The sequence below is a fragment of the Pseudomonas canadensis genome (assembly GCF_000503215.1).
Lineage (GTDB): Bacteria > Pseudomonadota > Gammaproteobacteria > Pseudomonadales > Pseudomonadaceae > Aquipseudomonas > Aquipseudomonas canadensis.
This window is the reverse complement of sequence record NZ_AYTD01000013.1, coordinates 1,180,841-1,196,971: the sequence shown is the minus strand read 5'-3', so window position 1 is coordinate 1,196,971 and position 16,131 is coordinate 1,180,841. Positions and strand designations below refer to the sequence as shown.

Genomic DNA, 16,131 nt, shown 5'->3' with positions numbered 1-16,131 from the left:
AAAGTGCCGGTCACCCTTCGTGGGTGACCGGCATTCTTATCTGTACAGGGCGGGCATCCTCGCGGACGCCGCCCTTTTTTGTGCAAGAGCATTATGCAAAGCAGCAGCAACCTGTTTCCCGTCGCCCTGATCAGCGCTGAACGTCGTGGCGACCTGAGTGAAGACGTGTACCGCCTCAAACCCGGTAACAGCCCCGACGGCACCGTCGAGCTGGCGGTTACCCGTTTAGGCCTGGCCGACGTCCCGGAAAACCGGGGCATCCCAGTTATTTTATTGCACGGCAGTTTTTCCAACCGGCGCTTCTGGTATTCGCCCAAGGGGATCGGTCTGGGCGCTTACTTGGCGCGCGAGGGGTTTGATGTCTGGATCCCGGAAATGCGCGGTCATGGCCTGTCCAAGCGCAATCATGACTACGCCCGCAACCGCGTCGCTGACTATGCACGTTACGATTTGCCGGCCATCGGCGCATTCGTGCGTGAACAAAGCGAGCAGATTCCTCACTGGATTGGCCATTCCCTGGGTGGCACCAGCTTGGCAGCGGCGCTAGGCGGTCAGCACCTGGGCACGCCGGCCGTGGCTTCGGTGGCGCTGTTTGGTTGTCAGGTCAGTCGCACCCATTGGCCGTTGAAACTGCCGCCAGTGGAGTGGACCGGCCGCTTGCTGTTGAAGCGCTTTGGCGAAGTGTCCGGCTCGCGCCTGAAACTTGGCCCCGAGGACGAACCGGCGGGGGTGATGATCGAAGCCATGCGCTGGAATGGCCTGTTTGGTCGCTTTGGCGAAGGTAAAAACGATTGGTGGAAAGGCTTGGCAGAGGTCGATGTGCCGCTGTTGGCGGTCAGTGCAGCCGGGGATCATCAAGACCCCGACTGGGCCTGTCGCAAGCTGTTCGAGCAAGTCGGCTCCGAGCACCGTCAGTACCTGTGCCTGGGCCGACAGCAAGGCTTTACAGGGGATTTTGGGCATGTGGAAATGCTGGTGAGCAAAGCCGCCCAGGCCGAAGTGTGGCCATTGGTGGCGCAGTGGTTGAAAGATCCGCTCACACCATTGTCCGGTGCGCAGGCGCAGGTGTTGGCCACGGTTTGACGCAGCGCTCTGCCAAGGGCGTTTCGCTCGTGTGTGGTTGCGGCTAAGATATGACGCGTTAAACGCTTCTGGTCATATTCAGTCGCGCAGTGGCTATTGCGTTGCGGCGAGGCGAATGGGATGTTTCGCACCTGCTCTGGCTGGCGCTTCTTTCGAAAGACACCTCTTTGACGGAAAGGAATTTTTCAATGAACCATTACGTGACCCCCGATCTGTGCGACGCCTACCCGGACCTGGTGCAGGTGCTCGAACCGATGTTCAGCAACTTCGGCGGCCGGGATTCCTTCGGCGGCGAGATCGTCACCGTCAAATGCTTCGAAGATAACTCCCTGGTCAAGGAACAAGCCGATCAGCCGGGTGCCGGCAAGGTGCTGGTGGTCGACGGTGGCGGCTCCCTGCGTCGGGCGCTGCTGGGCGACATGATCGCCGAGAAAGCGGCGAAAAACGGTTGGGAAGGGCTGGTGATCTACGGTTGCATCCGCGATGTGGACGTCATTGCCCAGACCGATCTGGGTGTACAGGCCTTGGCCAGCCATCCGATGAAGACCGACAAGCGCGGTATTGGCGATTTGAACGTGGTTGTTACTTTCGCGGGTGTGACCTTTCGTCCGGGTGAATACATCTACGCCGATAACAATGGCGTGATCGTTTCTCCCAGCCCGCTGAAAATGCCCGAATAAGACAGGAGTAAGGATGTTCGAGGAAGAAAACGCGCAATGGGGCCTGGTGCATGCCCTGGTGCTGGACGGTAAAGGCGGTGCGCGTTCGATTGCCCGGACAGAGCTCGACGACTTGCAACTGCAGCCCCAGGAGAGCCTGTGGCTGCATTGGGATCGCAGCCATCCGCAAACCCAGACGTGGCTGCGCAAATCCAGCGGTTTGAGCGAATTTGCCTGTGACTTGTTGCTGGAAGAGAACACCCGTCCGCGCCTGTTGCCGCTGCCGGAATCGGAATTGCTGCTGTTCCTGCGCGGGGTCAACCTAAACCCCGGTGCGGAGCCGGAAGACATGGTCTCGGTACGCATCTTTGCTGCCGCCAGCCGCGTGATTTCCCTACGTCTGCGCCCGTTGCGCGCCACTGATGAACTGTTGGTGCAACTGGCGGACGGCAAGGGGCCTAAGACCGCGTCGGAACTCATCCTTTATATGGCGCAGTACCTGACCAATAAAGTGCAGGATCTGGTCTCCGACCTGTCTGAAATCGTCGATATCGAGGAAGAAAAACTCGATACCGACGAACGGTATACGCCGGAACATGGCAGCGTGTTGCAGATCCGTCGACGAGCGGCTGGGCTGAAGCGATTTTTGGCGCCGCAGCGGGATATTTTTGCCCAGCTCACGCGAATCAAATTGCCGTGGTTCTGTGACGACGATGCCGACTACTGGAACGAATTGAACAACAGCCTGACCCGCTACCTGGAAGAACTCGAATTGACCCGGGAGCGCGTGGGGCTTGTGCTGGAGGCCGAAGACCGGCGTTTGAGCGTGCGTATGAACCGCACCATGTATCGCTTCGGGATCATCACCGGAATCTTTCTTCCGATGAGTTTTTTGACTGGTCTGCTGGGGATCAATGTGGGCGGTATTCCGTTCTCCGCCAGCCCCTATGGATTCATGGTGGCGTGCCTGTTAATGGTCTCGGTTGCACTCGGACAATGGTGGCTTTTTCGACGATTGCGCTGGGTTTGAGCTGAATATGACCTGAACGTACGTACGGTCCTATGTGACCTCAAGAATTTTACCCTCGTCTTTTAAATCACTTGCGAGAGGTCTTTATGCACGATCCGTTCGAACAGTCTTTGCGTGACATGCTCAATGCCTCGCCGTCCAACCGCGACGACGATGCCTGCCTGGGCCGCGTGTTGAAAACCGCCAACCGCCAGGTCGGTGCGGGTGACCTGTTCGGTCTGCTCGGCCGCTGGCTGCCGGCGCTGATGATGGCCCTGAACAACGGTTCGGCCCATGTATCGCCGGTTTCCCGTCGTAAACCTCTTGCTCGCACTGCTGATAAGGCTGATTGAATATGGAACTTGATCTCTGGACTCAGAGCCTGGTCACCGCGATGACCGCATTGTGGACCAAGGTGGCGAACTTCATTCCCAACCTGTTTGGTGCTCTGGTCCTGGTATTGCTGGGCTTTGTCGTGGCCAAGCTGCTCGACACCCTGCTGTCCAAACTGCTCGCAAAACTGGGCCTCGATCGCCTGATGGCGGGCACCGGACTGACCAAGCTGCTGGGGCGTGCCGGGCTGCAAGTGCCGATCTCTACCTTGATTGGCAAGATCGTTTATTGGTTTGTTTTGCTGATTTTTCTGGTTTCTGCGGCTCAATCCCTTGGACTTGAGCGAGTTTCAGCTACGCTCGACATGCTGGCGCTGTATTTGCCGAAGGTTTTTGGCGGCGCGCTGGTGCTGCTGGTAGGCGTTTTGCTGGCGCAACTGGCCAATGGGCTGGTGCGCGGTGCCGCTGAAGGCGTGGGGCTGGACTATGCTGCGGGCCTGGGGAGAATTGCCCAGGGCCTGGTGATTATCATCAGTATTTCGGTCGCGATCAGCCAGTTGGAGGTCAAGACTGACCTGCTCAACCATGTGATTGTGATTGTTTTGATTACCGTTGGTCTGGCCGTTGCGCTGGCCATGGGCTTGGGAAGCCGGGAAATTGCCGGTCAGATTCTTGCGGGAATCTACGTGCGTGAGTTGTATCAAGTGGGGCAACAGGTGCGTGTGGGCGAGGTCGAAGGGCAAATCGAGGAGATCGGCACAGTCAAGACGACGGTGCTGACCGATGACGGCGACCTGGTGTCGCTGTCCAATCGGATTCTCCTGGAACAGCAGGTCAGTAGCCGCTAATCCGGCAAACCCTGCTAATGTACGCCGCCGCTGGCCCGGCTGACCGGGTTGTGGCGGACATTGACCTGACTGTCGGCACGACTTGTTTTGAATAAAGCCCAAACGCTGTCCACGCGCTATGACCCCCGTGAGCTCTCTGATGAGGAGTTGGTCGCGCGCGCACACACGGAGCTGTTTCACGTAACTCGCGCGTACGAAGAATTGATGCGCAGATATCAACGCACTCTGTTCAACGTTTGTTCAAGGTATTTAGGGAACGATAGAGATGCGGATGATGTCTGTCAGGAAGTGATGCTCAAGGTGCTGTACGGCCTGAAGAACTTCGAGGGAAAATCGAAGTTCAAGACGTGGCTATACAGCATCACGTACAACGAGTGCATCACGCAGTATCGGAAGGAACGGCGAAAGCGTCGCTTGATGGACGCGTTGAGTCTGGACCCCCTTGAGGAAGCGTCTGAAGAGAAGGCGCCGGCACCCGAGGAGAAGGGCGGACTTGATCGCTGGTTGGTGTATGTGAACCCGATTGACCGGGAAATTCTGGTGCTACGATTTGTCGCAGAGCTGGAATTTCAGGAAATCGCTGACATCATGCACATGGGTTTGAGTGCTACAAAAATGCGTTACAAACGTGCTCTTGATAAATTACGTGAGAAATTTGCGGGCGAGACTGAAACTTAGTGCGTGGCAAATATCTCTTACGTGTAGGCAAGTTCTGTTAGACTTGTCGCCGAGTTGTCCCCCGGTTTGTGGGACTGCTTTACAATCACCAGATGGGGATTTAACGGATGAAACTGAAAAACACCTTGGGCTTGGCCATTGGTTCTCTTATTGCCGCTACTTCTTTCGGCGTTCTGGCACAAGGCCAAGGCGCAGTTGAAGGCGAGCTGTTCTACAAGAAGCAGTACAACGATAGCGTCAAGCACATCGAAGACGGCTTCAATCCTGGCGCTCGCATCGGTTACTTCCTGACCGACGACCTGTCCTTGAACCTGTCCTACGACAAGACCAACCACACCCGTTCGAACGACGGTACTGGTAACCAGAAGATCAAAGGCGATACCGGCAGCCTGGTTGCCCAGTATCACTTCGGTCAAGCTGGCGTAGACAGCCTGCGTCCATACGTTGAAGGCGGTTTCGGCCACCAGAGCCGTACTAACGTTCAAGCTGACGGCCACAGCGGTCGCGACCAGACTACCTTCGCTACCGTTGGTACTGGCGTGAAGTACTACTTCACCAACAACCTGTACGCTCGTGCCGGTGTTGAAGCTGACTACGGTCTGGACAACGGCAAGTGGGACTACTCCGCACTGGTCGGCCTGGGCGTAAACTTCGGCGGTAACGCTGGCGCAGTTGCTCCAGCTCCTACCCCAGCACCAGCTCCAGAGCCAACTCCAGAGCCAGAAGCTCCAGTTGCTCAGGTTGTTCGTGTTGAGCTGGACGTTAAGTTCGACTTCGACAAGTCGGTTGTTAAGCCTAACAGCTACGGCGACGTTAAAAACCTGGCCGACTTCATGGCTCAGTACCCAGCTACCAACGTAGAAGTTGCTGGTCACACTGACTCCGTCGGTCCAGACGCTTACAACCAGAAGCTGTCCCAGCGTCGTGCTGACGCTGTTAAGCAAGTCCTGGTTAAAGACGGCGTTGCTCCTAGCCGCATCACCGCGGTAGGTTACGGCGAATCCCGCCCAGTTGCTGACAACGCAACTGAAGCTGGTCGTGCTGTTAACCGTCGCGTAGAAGCGTCGGTAGAAGCTCAAGCTCAGTAATTACTGAGTGTTAGAAAAAAGCCCGGCTTAGGCCGGGCTTTTTTTCGCCTGGAATTTGCCTCAGGCAGTAGCTGCTGCGAGGTATGCGGCCTGTTCGCTGCCGGCGACACGGCCGATCACCAGGATTGCCGGGCTCTTCAAGGCAAATGCCTGTGCATCTTCATGCATACGCCATAGTTCGCTGCGGCATTCCCTTTGCTGGGGCAGCGATGCATTCTCGATCATCGCCACCGGCATATCCGCCGCCATTCCGCCGTCGAGCAGTTGCTGGCGGATTTCCTCCAGTTTCGCCACGCCCATGTACACCACCAACGTAGTCCCGCCCTCGGCCAGGGCGCGCCAATTCAGGCGGCTGTCGTCCTGGGTATGCGCCGTGACCAAGGTCACGCCACGACTCACCCCACGCAACGTCAACGGCACCGCGCAATTCGTCGCGCCCGCCAGGCCTGCGGTAATACCGTTGACCAATTCCACCTCGACACCCTGTTCACGCAGCCACATCGCCTCTTCGCCGCCGCGTCCGAAAATGCACGGGTCGCCGCCTTTGAGCCGCACCACGCATTTGCCCTGGCGCGCATAGCGCAGCATCAGGCGGTGGATAAAGTCCTGCGGGGTCGACCGGCAGCCGCCGCGTTTGCCCACTGTGACCACGCGCGCGTCCGCGCAATGTTCCAGCACTGCCGGGTTGACCAAGTCATCGATCAGCACCACATCGGCCTCACGCAGGGCGCGTACCGCCTTGAGGGTCAGCAGTTCCGGGTCACCCGGACCCGCGCCTACCAGCCAGACTTTTGCATTCATAGGGTGTTCCTCGTCCAGGGATGACGTCAGCGGTGAAAGAGTGAGTACAACAGCACCAGATTGATCAATAACGAGAGCAGCGCCAGCGTGCGCCAGACCTTCATGGGCTCCCGCTCCAGCAAAGGCCGGGGGCGAATGCTCATTTCCTGGCGGTCAGCCTGTTCCAGCACGCGCAACCACTCTTCGGCGGTTTCATAGCGATGGGCGGGTTGGGCCGCCACGGCCCGTTCCAGGCTGAGGGGCAGCCAATCCGGCAGGTCGGGACGGTAGCGGCTGGCGCTGACAGGCTGAGTAAACCGGGGCCGTTGGAAGGCCTCGATTTCGCCGTAGGGGTAATGTCCGGTCAGCAGGTAATACAAGGTAACGCCGACGCCGTATAAGTCCTGTTGGGCCGTAGGACGCTCGCCGTTGAAGGCTTCAGGTGCAATAAAGCTGGGCGTGCCTGGCAGCGCATGAGCGCCGTCTTCCGACAGGCCTGGGCAATACGCCAGGCCGAAATCCAGCACTCGCAACTCTCCGTCGTCTCCCAGCAGCAGGTTTTCCGGCTTGATATCGCGGTGCAGGATCTGCCGCCGATGCAGCATGCCCACAGCCCGCAGCAGACGCTCGGCAATCGACTGCCATTGCGCCAAGGGCAAAGGGCCTTGATGTAGGAACAGTTCGGCCAGGGTCTGGCCGGAATATTCACGCATCACGTAGTACAAATGCTGGCGCCCGCTGCCGGCATGGACTTCAGGGAATGCCCGCCCCGCAACCCGACGCAGAAACCATTCCTCCGACAGCAAGGCTTGGCCGGCATCGTGATCGTCGTCACGGCTCAACGGCAGGGTTTTCAACAGCCAGGGTTGTTGCTGGGCATCGCGCACCCGGTAAAGCAGTGACTGCCGGCTTTGCGCCAACACGCTCTCCACCTGCCAGCCTTCAAAGTGCTGCCCGGCTTTCAACAGCGGTGGCAGTGGCCATTGCTGCAACTGTACCAGCGCATCGCCGAGCGTGGCTGCGCCGAGGGCGTCGACACGTACCAACAGCGCGCTGGCATTGTCCTGGCTACCCGCAAGGTGTGCGGCGTTGACTAGGGTGTTGACCGCCACATCCAGGTTGGTTTGTTCGCGCAAAATCGCCTGGATACTGTGATCGCCCAGCGTTGCCCACACGCCATCACTGAGCAGTAGGAAACATTCGCCTTCACGCAACTGGCCATCGAGAAAATCCACCACCAGATGTTGATCCAGGCCAAGGGCGCGCTTGAGCACATGCTGCATGCCCGGTTGCTCCCAGACGTGATCCTCGGTGATGCGCTGCAATTGGCCGTCGAGCCAACGATACGCTCGGCAATCGCCGACATGCGCCAGGGTGAAGCGCTGGCCGCGAAACACCAGTGCACTCAGGGTGGTCAACAGAGGCTGACCACCACCATTGGCTTGCAACCAGCGATTCTGTGCCAGCAGCAAACGCTCCAGGGCCTGAGCCACGCCCCAGGTTTGCGGCGTGGCGTAGTAATCCAGGGCGAGGGCCTGCAAGGTCGAGCGCGCGGCCAGGCCGCCGTCGGCGCACTGGCTCACGCCGTCGGCGATGGCGCACAGGTAGCCCTTGCTCGCCGCCAGTTCGGCCACGGGTGTGACCATCCGCAACGCGTCCTGGTTTTCCGCCCGGGGGCCAATGGCACTGGCTTGGGCGACGCTCAGTTGCAGGCTCATCAGACCCGCGCAGCCGTCACGGCAGCCGAGCCCCAGGTGGTTCTCCAGCGACGCTTCACGCCGTGCAGGCCGAACCAGGCCAATACGCCCAGGCTGGCGAACAACCACAACGCCATCTGATAGCTGCCGGTACTTTGTTTGATCGCGCCCATGCCGGCTGCCAGGGCAAAGCCGCCGATACCGCCAGCCATGCCGATCAGGCCGGTCATCACGCCGATCTCACGGCGGAAACGCTGCGGCACCAATTGGAACACTGCGCCATTTCCTGCGCCGAGACCCAGCATGGTGCAGACGAAAAGCGCCAGCGCTGCGTAGGAACTCGGCAGGTTGAAACCCACCGCCGCGATGCAGATCGCCGCCACGCTGTACATGCCCAGCAAGGTTCGAATCCCGCCGAAGCGATCCGCCAACGCGCCACCCAGCGGGCGCATCAGGCTGCCGCCGAACACGCAGGCGGCGGTGTAGTAGCCGGCTGTCACCGGGCTCAGGCCGTATTGGTCATTGAAATAGCCGGGCAGGGCGCTTGCCAGGCCGATAAAGCCGCCGAAGGTCACGCTGTAGAAAAACATGAACCACCAACTGTCCCGGTCACCCAGGGCCTTGAAGTAGTCGGCCATGGACTTGGCCTTCGGGCGTTCCGGGGCATTGCGTGCCAGCCAGGCAAAGACGATCAGGGTCAGCACCAGGGGGATCAGCGCGAAGCCGAACACGTTGCTCCAGCCAAAGGCGGCCGCCAATACCGGTGCCAGCAACGCGGCGAACACTGTGCCGGAGTTACCCGCACCGGCGATACCCATCGCCTTGCCCTGATGTTCAGCCGGGTACCACTGGGAGGCCAGTGGCAGCGCGACGGCAAACGATGCACCGGCCATGCCGAGGAACACACCCAGCAACAGCGCTTGTTCGTAGCTATGGATCCCGAGTTTCCAGGCGCCGAACAGGGCGCAAATCACAATCACCTGGCCAATCAGGCCTGCCGTCTTGGGCGACAACTTGTCCGCCAGCATACCCATCAAAAAGCGCAAAATCGCACCCGCGAGGATCGGCGTTGCGACCATCAGGCCACGCTGCTGAGTGGTCAGGTGCAGGTCGGCGGCAATCTGTATCGCCAAGGGCCCCAGCAGGTACCAGACCATGAAGCTCAGGTCGAAATACAGGAACGCGGCAAACAAGGTCGGGGTGTGCCCGGATTTCCAGAAGCTTGATTTCATCACGCACCTCAACGGTTGGGAGTCTTGTAAGAAGGCCAAAACGAAAAAACGCCGCCACCGGGTTCGCGAGGGCAAACCGGGTGTGCGACGTCTTTGTCGGGGAGGGGCAACCGCCGTTGGCTACCTGTGGTGAATGCTTAGCAAGAGCTGCGCCAAATCAGCCGAGCAACTCGCTCATGGCGATAATCTGCTCCGCCACCTGGATCAGCTTCTGCTGGCGGCTCATGGCCTGGCGGCGCATCAGGGTGTAGGCCTCTTCCTCGTTGCAGTCCTTCATTTTCATCAGCATGCCCTTGGCCAACTCGATACGTTTGCGCTCGGCCAACTGCTGGTCGCGGGCTTGAAGCTGCGCGCGCAAGGCCTGATCGCTTTCGAAGCGGGCCATGGCCACATCAAGGATCGGCTGCAGGCGCTGGGCCTGGATGCCTTCGACGATGTAGGCGCTGACGCCGGACTTGATCGCCTGGCGCATCACGTTCGGGTCGTGTTCGTCGGTGAACATCACGATGGGCCGGGGTTGGTCACGGCTGACCAGCACCACTTGCTCCATCACATCGCGCCCCGGTGACTCGGTATCGATCAGGATCACATCCGGGCGCACCGTTTCGACGCGTGCGGGCAGGTCAATGGTCAGGCCGGACTCGTCGATCACGTCAAAACCGGCTTCGATCAGCGCAGTCTTGAGTCGGCCTACCTTGCGTGGGGTGTCGTTGATCAGCAGGATTCGCAACATGGAGGTCCTCCTGTCAGCGCAAGGCTTGGCGGTGGGTCGGATCGGCCAGCGCATGCAGCCGGAAGCTGCGGGCATAGCCGGCGGGGTCGGAACCGTCCCAGATTTTGCCGTCGATCAGTTGGCTGCTGCGCATGTCCTGGTCGTTCGTGGCGATCCCCAGTCCATCGGCGGCCTGGCGATACAGCGCCAGTTGCTGCACCTGGCGCGCAACACCGAGGTAGTCGGGGTCTTCGCGCAACAGACCCCAGCGCCGGAACTGGGTCATGAACCACATGCCGTCAGAGAGGTAGGGGAGGTTGACCTCGCCGTCGGCAAAAAAACGCAGCGCGTGGGGATCCTGCCACTGATTGCCCAGGCCGTCGTCATAGATCCCCAGCAGGCGCGGCTCGATGCAGTCGAGCGGGGCATCGAGGTATTCGCGGCCACTGAGCAGTTGTGCGGTGGAGCGGCGGTTTTCGCGGCTTTCTTCGATAAACCGACTGGCTTCCAGGATTGCCCTCACCAGCACGCGGGCCGTGTTCGGGTTTTGATCCACGAACGCCTGGGTGCAGCCGAGCACCTTTTCCGGATGATCCGGCCAGATAGCCTGGGTCGTCGCCAGGGTAAACCCTTGGTTCTGTTTGACCGCGCTGGCGCACCAGGGCTCGCCGACGCAAAACCCATCGATGCGCCCGGCTTGCAGGTGCGCAACCATTTGCGGTGGTGGGACCACTACGCTGTCCACATCCTGTAATGGATGAATGCCCTGGCTTGCCAGCCAGTAATACAGCCACATCGCATGGGTGCCTGTGGGAAATGTCTGGGCGAAGGTCAGTTTTGTTCGGCTTTGGTGCACGTGGCGATCCAGTGCCTCAGGAGTGATCACCCCCTGTTGTTGCAAACCGTGGGACAGGTTGATGCTTTGGCCGTTCTGGTTGAGCCCCATCAGCACGGCCATGTCGGTGGGCGCGACACCACCGATACCCAGGTGCACGGCGTAGATCAGCCCGTACAGGCTGTGGGCGGCGTCCAGTTCGCCGCTGACCAGTTTGTCGCGCAGGTTGGCCCAGGACGATTGGCGCTTGAGGTTCAAGGTCAGGCCATAGGGTTGCGCGAAGCCCTGGGTGGCCGCCACCACCATCGAGGCGCAGTCACTCAAGGCCATGAAGCCCAGGTCGAGGCTGCCTTTTTCCGGTGCATCACTGCCGTTGACCCAGGCCAGCGGGTCGTTCATCGGGCTGTTGCCCACCGAATCGTTCATCTACACCTACCTTTTCTTCCAAAAAAAAGCGTCGTTCCCTCAGATGGCGATGTAAGCCAATGCGGGTAACGACGCCTTTGTCCGTAAGCTCGCTCCGCCTTTGGTGCGTGCTCTGATACAGAGTTCATAGCAAGGCACATGCCACGGCCGAGTGGACCTGGAGACTCATCAACTTTCCATCAAGATTGAAAGCGGGCGGGCTCTCAGTATGGCGACTCTCCCACTGCCAGACCGCCGAGGAACGCCCACGGTGTACGCCGAAGTCCCAGCAACGATGCCTCGCCTCTGGCTATACCGTCGACTGTTGTTTGTCGCGCTGCTCTTGATCAACACGCGGGCCTGGGGCGAGCTTTACCAAGCGCAGGACCAAAGCCTGCATACCGTGTTCACTGCGCTGTCGGTGCCACTTGGGTTGCCCATCGTTGTGAGTCGCGAAGTCGCACGCAAACGCCTCAGCGCAGCACTGGATTTCGATGCGCCACAACAGGCCCTGGAGGCGCTTGCACTTGAGCAAGGGTTGATCTGGTACAGCGACGGGCAAGCGCTGCATGTCTATGACGCAGGCGAAGAAAAAAGTTCTGCGGTGACCTTGCGGCATATCTCGGTCGACAGGCTACGTAGCCTGATGCGCCGCTCCGGCCTCGATGAATCACGTTATCCATTGCGTGAAAGTGGAGCGCGCACGTTCTATGTGTCCGGCCCACCGAATTATATCGACCAGGTACTGCGCCTGGCTCAGTTGATGGACCGCAAAAGGGCTGACTTGCGAGTGGGCGCTCAGTCCTTTGCCGTCGTCCAAGTGCTCAATACCGATGTGGTGGATCGACAGTACGGCACGCGCGACAACCCGGTCACCGTGCCGGGGATGGCGACGATGATCGAGACCCTGTTGGCCAGCGAGCAAAAGGGGTTGCTCTCGGACAAGAGCCTGGGCGTGATCGCGTACCCGGACAGCAACAGCCTGTTGATCAAGGGCAAGCCGGCCCAAGTGAGTTTCATCCAGAAACTGGTGGCGGAACTCGACGTGCCCAAGCGAGCGATCGAGGTCTCGCTGTGGCTGGTGGATGTTGAACGCGATGAATTGAAGAAACTGGGCCTGGACTCGGATGAAGAACCGAAGGCGTCGACCACGCGAGTCTTGGCCCCCTTGGACGATAGCCTCCTCATGGCAAAGGTCGCTGCATTGGAGCGTCGCCGACGAGCGAAGGTGGCGACGTTGCCGGTGATTCTCACCCAGGAGAATGTGCCGGCGGTGTTCCAGGACAACCACACGTTTTACATGCCGCCCCGCGGAGACAATCGCGCCGACTGGAAACCGCTGCGTTATGGCACCCAGGTCAGCGTGCTGCCACGTTTTGCGCAGGGTAACCAGATTGAAATGCGCCTTGAGGTGGACGAAGGGCGCCAGATGAGTGAGGCGGGGCAGCGTGAAAAAAACGCGGCGGTGGGGCGGGTGGGTATCAACAGCGTGGTCCGAGTGCCTCAGGGCAGACGCCTATGGCTGGGTGCGTTTCAGCGGGAATCTGAAGGGCGGGGGGCAGGTCGTCCAGCCCAAGTACGCCTGTTTGTGATCCAGGCCAGGGCGGTGGGCAGCGAGTTGAAGGGGTTGGAAGAGGCAGGAGGGCCACCACCCCTGACTGCGGCGCAATACGAGCGTGTCCAGCGTGCATTTGTGCGACCGCAGCGCGATGTCTCACCGTAAACAAGGTGTTAACTCATGCATCTGGAAATTCTTCTACAGGAACAACTGATCAGCCGCAGGCGGCTGGCTGCCTTTGCGCCCGGAAAGGTGTTGCCGCTGATGCCGGAGATCATCCATTGCGTGGAGGTTCGGGTGAATGGGCAATTGTTGGCGTTGGGCGAGTTGGTGCAATTGGAAGACCGGCTAGGGGTTGAGTTGCATGAGGTATATCAGGCGTGGCTGCCTGTCGAAGAGGGATAGCGAAACGTCTTACAGCATGTTTTCAAAAGCCGCTGGATATATGGGTTTTTTCCTAGCGTGAGTCGTGAGCCGGTTTTTTATAGTCGTGACATGGGCACATGAGTCAGTGATTGAAATGAGGACGTCAATGTCAGGAGTTGGATGCCGAGGTAACCATGGCCGTCATGGATGATGGAGGGACGGCGGTTTCCCTGGTGTTTGCGCGTTGGACCCTGCATGACCACGGTCGCCTGACGGGCGAGGGGTCGGATGTCCAGTTACCCCCTAAGGAGTGGCAAGTATTACGGCTGCTGTTGGTCTCTGATGGTACGTTGATGACCAAGGATCGCTTGCTCGAACTGGGCTGGCCGCAGGGAGAGGTTGCCGAGGAGTCGTTGACGCGCTGCATCTACTCGCTGCGTAAATACCTCGGTGCCGATAAGGGGTTTATCAAGACGATCTACGGTCGGGGATATCGTTTTACCTGTCCGGTGAGCACGGTGTCGGGGCGTGCGCAACAGGTGTGTTCGGCCTGCGGCCAAGTCAGCCAGGGGTTGTTGAAGCGTGGTTAGGTTGTGGAGCACGGGCTGGGTGTTGGGTGCCATGATGGTCAGTCAGCAAGCGTTGGCCTACTGTTGGAAAGAGGCCGCGACGCAATACAACATCGAGCCGGAGTTGCTGCAAGCGATCGCGGTCGTGGAATCGGGTAATCGTGCGCAAGCGATGAATCATGCCAACCGTAATGGCACCCGAGACATCGGCCTGATGCAGATCAACAGCATTCATCTGCCACGCTTGCTCAAGCAGGGCATTACCGAGGATCGCTTGATCAATGAGCCCTGCCTGTCGGTTGAGGTGGGGGCTTCGATCCTGGCCGAGTTCATCCAGCGCTTTGGCTACAACTGGACGGCAGTGGGTTCCTACAACGTGGGGACAGGCACCGGGCCCGAGCGCGAGGCGTTGCGCATGCAGTATGCGCAGAAAATATGGGCGTATTACGAGCAGTTGGTCGCGCACCGTTACTGACGATTGAGGTTCACGCCTCGCGCGCTACCTGTCACCCCGGCTATAATCGCCGCCACCTTTCGCCGCCACCGAGTCTAGCCCGCCCATGTATACCCTGGCCCGCCAGCTGTTGTTCAAACTTTCCCCGGAAACTTCCCACGATCTGTCCCTGGACCTGATCGGTGCCGGTGGACGCCTGGGGCTCAATGGCCTGGTATGCAAGGCACCGGCGAAAATGCCGGTCTCGGTGATGGGGCTCGACTTCCCCAACCCGGTCGGGCTGGCGGCCGGTCTGGATAAAAACGGTGCGGCCATCGATGGCTTTGCGCAGTTGGGTTTCGGTTTCGTCGAAATCGGCACCGTGACCCCACGACCACAGCCGGGCAACCCCAAGCCGCGCATCTTCCGCCTGCCGGAAGCCGAGGCGATCATCAACCGTATGGGCTTCAACAACCTGGGCGTTGATCATCTGCTGTCGCGGGTTCAGGCGGCGAAGTACAAGGGCATCCTCGGTATCAATATCGGCAAGAACTTCGATACGCCGGTCGAGCGTGCCGTCGATGATTACTTGATCTGCCTGGACAAGGTTTACGCCCACGCCAGCTATGTCACGGTCAACGTCAGTTCGCCCAACACCCCGGGCCTGCGCAGCCTGCAGTTCGGTGATTCCCTCAAGCAATTGCTCGAAGCCCTGCGCCAGCGCCAGGAAGACCTGGCCGTGCGCCATGGCAAGCGCGTGCCGCTGGCGATCAAGATTGCCCCGGACATGAGCGACGAAGAAACCGTATTGGTCGCCCAAGCCCTGGTGGACGCTGGCATGGACGCGGTGATCGCGACCAACACCACCCTCAGCCGCGTAGGTGTCGAAGGCTTGGCCCATGGTGACGAGGCGGGTGGCCTGTCGGGCGCGCCGGTGCGTGAGCAGAGCACCCATATCGTCAAGGTGCTGGCCGCCGAGCTGGCTGGACGTTTGCCGATCATCGCCGCAGGAGGCGTCACCGAAGGCAAGCACGCTGCCGAGAAGATCGCCGCGGGTGCCAGCCTGGTGCAGTTGTACTCTGGGTTTATCTACAAGGGCCCGGCGTTGATCCGCCAGTCGGTGGACGCGATCGCAGCATTACCGAAACAGTAGGAGTCCGGCTTGCCGGCGATGGTGTATCCAAGATCAACGTCGATTCCTAAGGCCTCATCGCCCGCAAGCCGGCTCCTACAGGCCCATTAAAAAGGGCTCCATTAAGGAGCCCCCTGGGCCGAAGCCCGCCGCCCGGATAGGACGTGCGTGGTTAAGTCGTTACATCTTCATCGGTGGTGATGTCGGAATGAGTTGCCCTTGATTAGCCGACGGCGTGAAGTTCGTTGAGTCTGTGGATTCCCGCAGTGCCAGTCATACCGTCCCAGTTGTCGCCGCGTCCTTCTCGCCAGCCGTTGATCCAGGCTTGGCGTACCGACGGTAGAGTAAATGGGCAAAGCTCACGGGATTTGCCATGAACGCCATATTGATATCCGCGTAAAAATGCTCTTTCCAACGGATCACGCTTAAGTCTTCTCATAGGGTGTTTCCCTCACTTGTTGACTGTCTTGATATCCTTCGGCCCCGCGTAGGGCCGGGCAGAGTTTTTCTGCCGTTGGTGGGCTCGCTGCCGGCGTGGCGAGCCTGTGTGTCGGCGTCGTTACGGCGCCAACCTGTGTTGAGTTCTAACCAATAGGTCACATGGATTCAATGATCGTTTTGTCATAAGCACGTAACGATAACGATGCTATAGCCATAAGCTGGGATGGCTTTTCGCCCCATTTATCTGGCAAAGCCAGCTATGATGCACCCTGCA

At 59.6% G+C, this 16,131-nt stretch carries 18 protein-coding genes; 12 read left to right on the top strand and 6 right to left on the bottom strand.

Annotated elements, in window-relative coordinates:
- Nucleotides 1–93 precede the first annotated feature (93 nt).
- From U367_RS0114315 to U367_RS0114285, 7 genes are all read left to right on the top strand, one after another.
- Nucleotides 94–1,083: an alpha/beta fold hydrolase gene (locus U367_RS0114315; protein WP_028617514.1), complete on the top strand. Its 990-nt coding sequence runs from the start codon at nt 94–96 to the stop codon at nt 1,081–1,083.
- 188 nt (nt 1,084–1,271) lie between these two features.
- Complete coding sequence (gene rraA / locus U367_RS0114310; RefSeq protein ID WP_028617513.1) at nt 1,272–1,763, top strand: ribonuclease E activity regulator RraA; 492 nt, start codon at nt 1,272–1,274, stop codon at nt 1,761–1,763.
- Nucleotides 1,764–1,776: 13 nt separating this feature from the next.
- A complete protein-coding gene (locus tag U367_RS0114305) occupies nt 1,777–2,772 on the top strand; it encodes a zinc transporter ZntB (protein ID WP_028617512.1) in 996 nt (331 codons plus the stop codon).
- Nucleotides 2,773–2,858: 86 nt separating this feature from the next.
- On the top strand, nt 2,859–3,104 hold the full coding sequence (locus tag U367_RS0114300) for a hypothetical protein (RefSeq protein ID WP_005790375.1): 246 nt from the start codon (nt 2,859–2,861) through the stop codon (nt 3,102–3,104).
- Between the two features lie 2 nt (nt 3,105–3,106).
- On the top strand, nt 3,107–3,931 hold the full coding sequence (locus tag U367_RS0114295; protein WP_003175519.1) for a mechanosensitive ion channel family protein: 825 nt from the start codon (nt 3,107–3,109) through the stop codon (nt 3,929–3,931).
- Nucleotides 3,932–4,018: 87 nt separating this feature from the next.
- Nucleotides 4,019–4,609 carry an RNA polymerase sigma factor SigX gene (gene sigX, locus U367_RS0114290; protein ID WP_003175518.1) on the top strand — a complete coding sequence of 197 codons (591 nt, stop codon included), beginning with the start codon at nt 4,019–4,021 and terminating at the stop codon, nt 4,607–4,609.
- A gap of 107 nt (nt 4,610–4,716) precedes the next feature.
- On the top strand, nt 4,717–5,697 hold the full coding sequence (locus U367_RS0114285; protein ID WP_010208496.1) for an OmpA family protein: 981 nt from the start codon (nt 4,717–4,719) through the stop codon (nt 5,695–5,697).
- A gap of 60 nt (nt 5,698–5,757) precedes the next feature.
- Here U367_RS0114285 and cobA read toward each other — a convergent pair whose 3' ends face one another.
- The 5 genes from cobA to U367_RS0114260 all read right to left on the bottom strand — a co-directional run bounded on the left by cobA (nt 5,758) and on the right by U367_RS0114260 (nt 11,379).
- Nucleotides 5,758–6,498 carry a uroporphyrinogen-III C-methyltransferase gene (cobA, locus tag U367_RS0114280; protein WP_028617511.1) on the bottom strand — a complete coding sequence of 247 codons (741 nt, stop codon included), beginning with the start codon at nt 6,496–6,498 and terminating at the stop codon, nt 5,758–5,760.
- Between the two features lie 26 nt (nt 6,499–6,524).
- Nucleotides 6,525–8,195: a bifunctional protein-serine/threonine kinase/phosphatase gene (locus U367_RS0114275; RefSeq protein ID WP_028617510.1), complete on the bottom strand. Its 1,671-nt coding sequence runs from the start codon at nt 8,193–8,195 to the stop codon at nt 6,525–6,527.
- Nucleotides 8,195–9,406 carry a nitrate/nitrite transporter gene (locus tag U367_RS0114270; RefSeq protein WP_016979267.1) on the bottom strand — a complete coding sequence of 404 codons (1,212 nt, stop codon included), beginning with the start codon at nt 9,404–9,406 and terminating at the stop codon, nt 8,195–8,197. Before U367_RS0114270 ends, U367_RS0114275 begins: the two co-directional genes overlap by 1 nt.
- A gap of 157 nt (nt 9,407–9,563) precedes the next feature.
- Nucleotides 9,564–10,139, bottom strand: coding sequence for an ANTAR domain-containing response regulator (locus U367_RS0114265; protein WP_028617509.1), 576 nt, complete (start codon nt 10,137–10,139; stop codon nt 9,564–9,566).
- A gap of 13 nt (nt 10,140–10,152) precedes the next feature.
- On the bottom strand, nt 10,153–11,379 hold the full coding sequence (locus U367_RS0114260) for a CmpA/NrtA family ABC transporter substrate-binding protein (protein ID WP_028617508.1): 1,227 nt from the start codon (nt 11,377–11,379) through the stop codon (nt 10,153–10,155).
- Between the two features lie 274 nt (nt 11,380–11,653).
- On the opposite strand from U367_RS0114260, the gene sctC reads away from it, so the two are divergent.
- From sctC to U367_RS0114235, 5 genes are all read left to right on the top strand, one after another.
- Complete coding sequence (gene sctC, locus U367_RS0114255; RefSeq protein WP_028617507.1) at nt 11,654–13,081, top strand: type III secretion system outer membrane ring subunit SctC; 1,428 nt, start codon at nt 11,654–11,656, stop codon at nt 13,079–13,081.
- Nucleotides 13,082–13,096: 15 nt separating this feature from the next.
- Entirely contained in the window at nt 13,097–13,321 is a 225-nt protein-coding gene (locus tag U367_RS0114250; protein ID WP_028617506.1) for a FliM/FliN family flagellar motor switch protein, read from the top strand.
- 155 nt (nt 13,322–13,476) lie between these two features.
- A complete protein-coding gene (locus tag U367_RS0114245) occupies nt 13,477–13,872 on the top strand; it encodes a winged helix-turn-helix domain-containing protein (protein WP_028617505.1) in 396 nt (131 codons plus the stop codon).
- Between the two features lie 31 nt (nt 13,873–13,903).
- On the top strand, nt 13,904–14,326 hold the full coding sequence (locus tag U367_RS0114240) for a transglycosylase SLT domain-containing protein (protein ID WP_308907856.1): 423 nt from the start codon (nt 13,904–13,906) through the stop codon (nt 14,324–14,326).
- Between the two features lie 85 nt (nt 14,327–14,411).
- Nucleotides 14,412–15,437: a quinone-dependent dihydroorotate dehydrogenase gene (locus U367_RS0114235; protein WP_028617503.1), complete on the top strand. Its 1,026-nt coding sequence runs from the start codon at nt 14,412–14,414 to the stop codon at nt 15,435–15,437.
- Nucleotides 15,438–15,639: 202 nt separating this feature from the next.
- Here the strand turns inward: U367_RS0114235 and rmf are convergent, their stop codons facing one another.
- On the bottom strand, nt 15,640–15,855 hold the full coding sequence (rmf, locus tag U367_RS1000000130940; protein WP_002553055.1) for a ribosome modulation factor: 216 nt from the start codon (nt 15,853–15,855) through the stop codon (nt 15,640–15,642).
- Nucleotides 15,856–16,131: the final 276 nt, after the last annotated feature.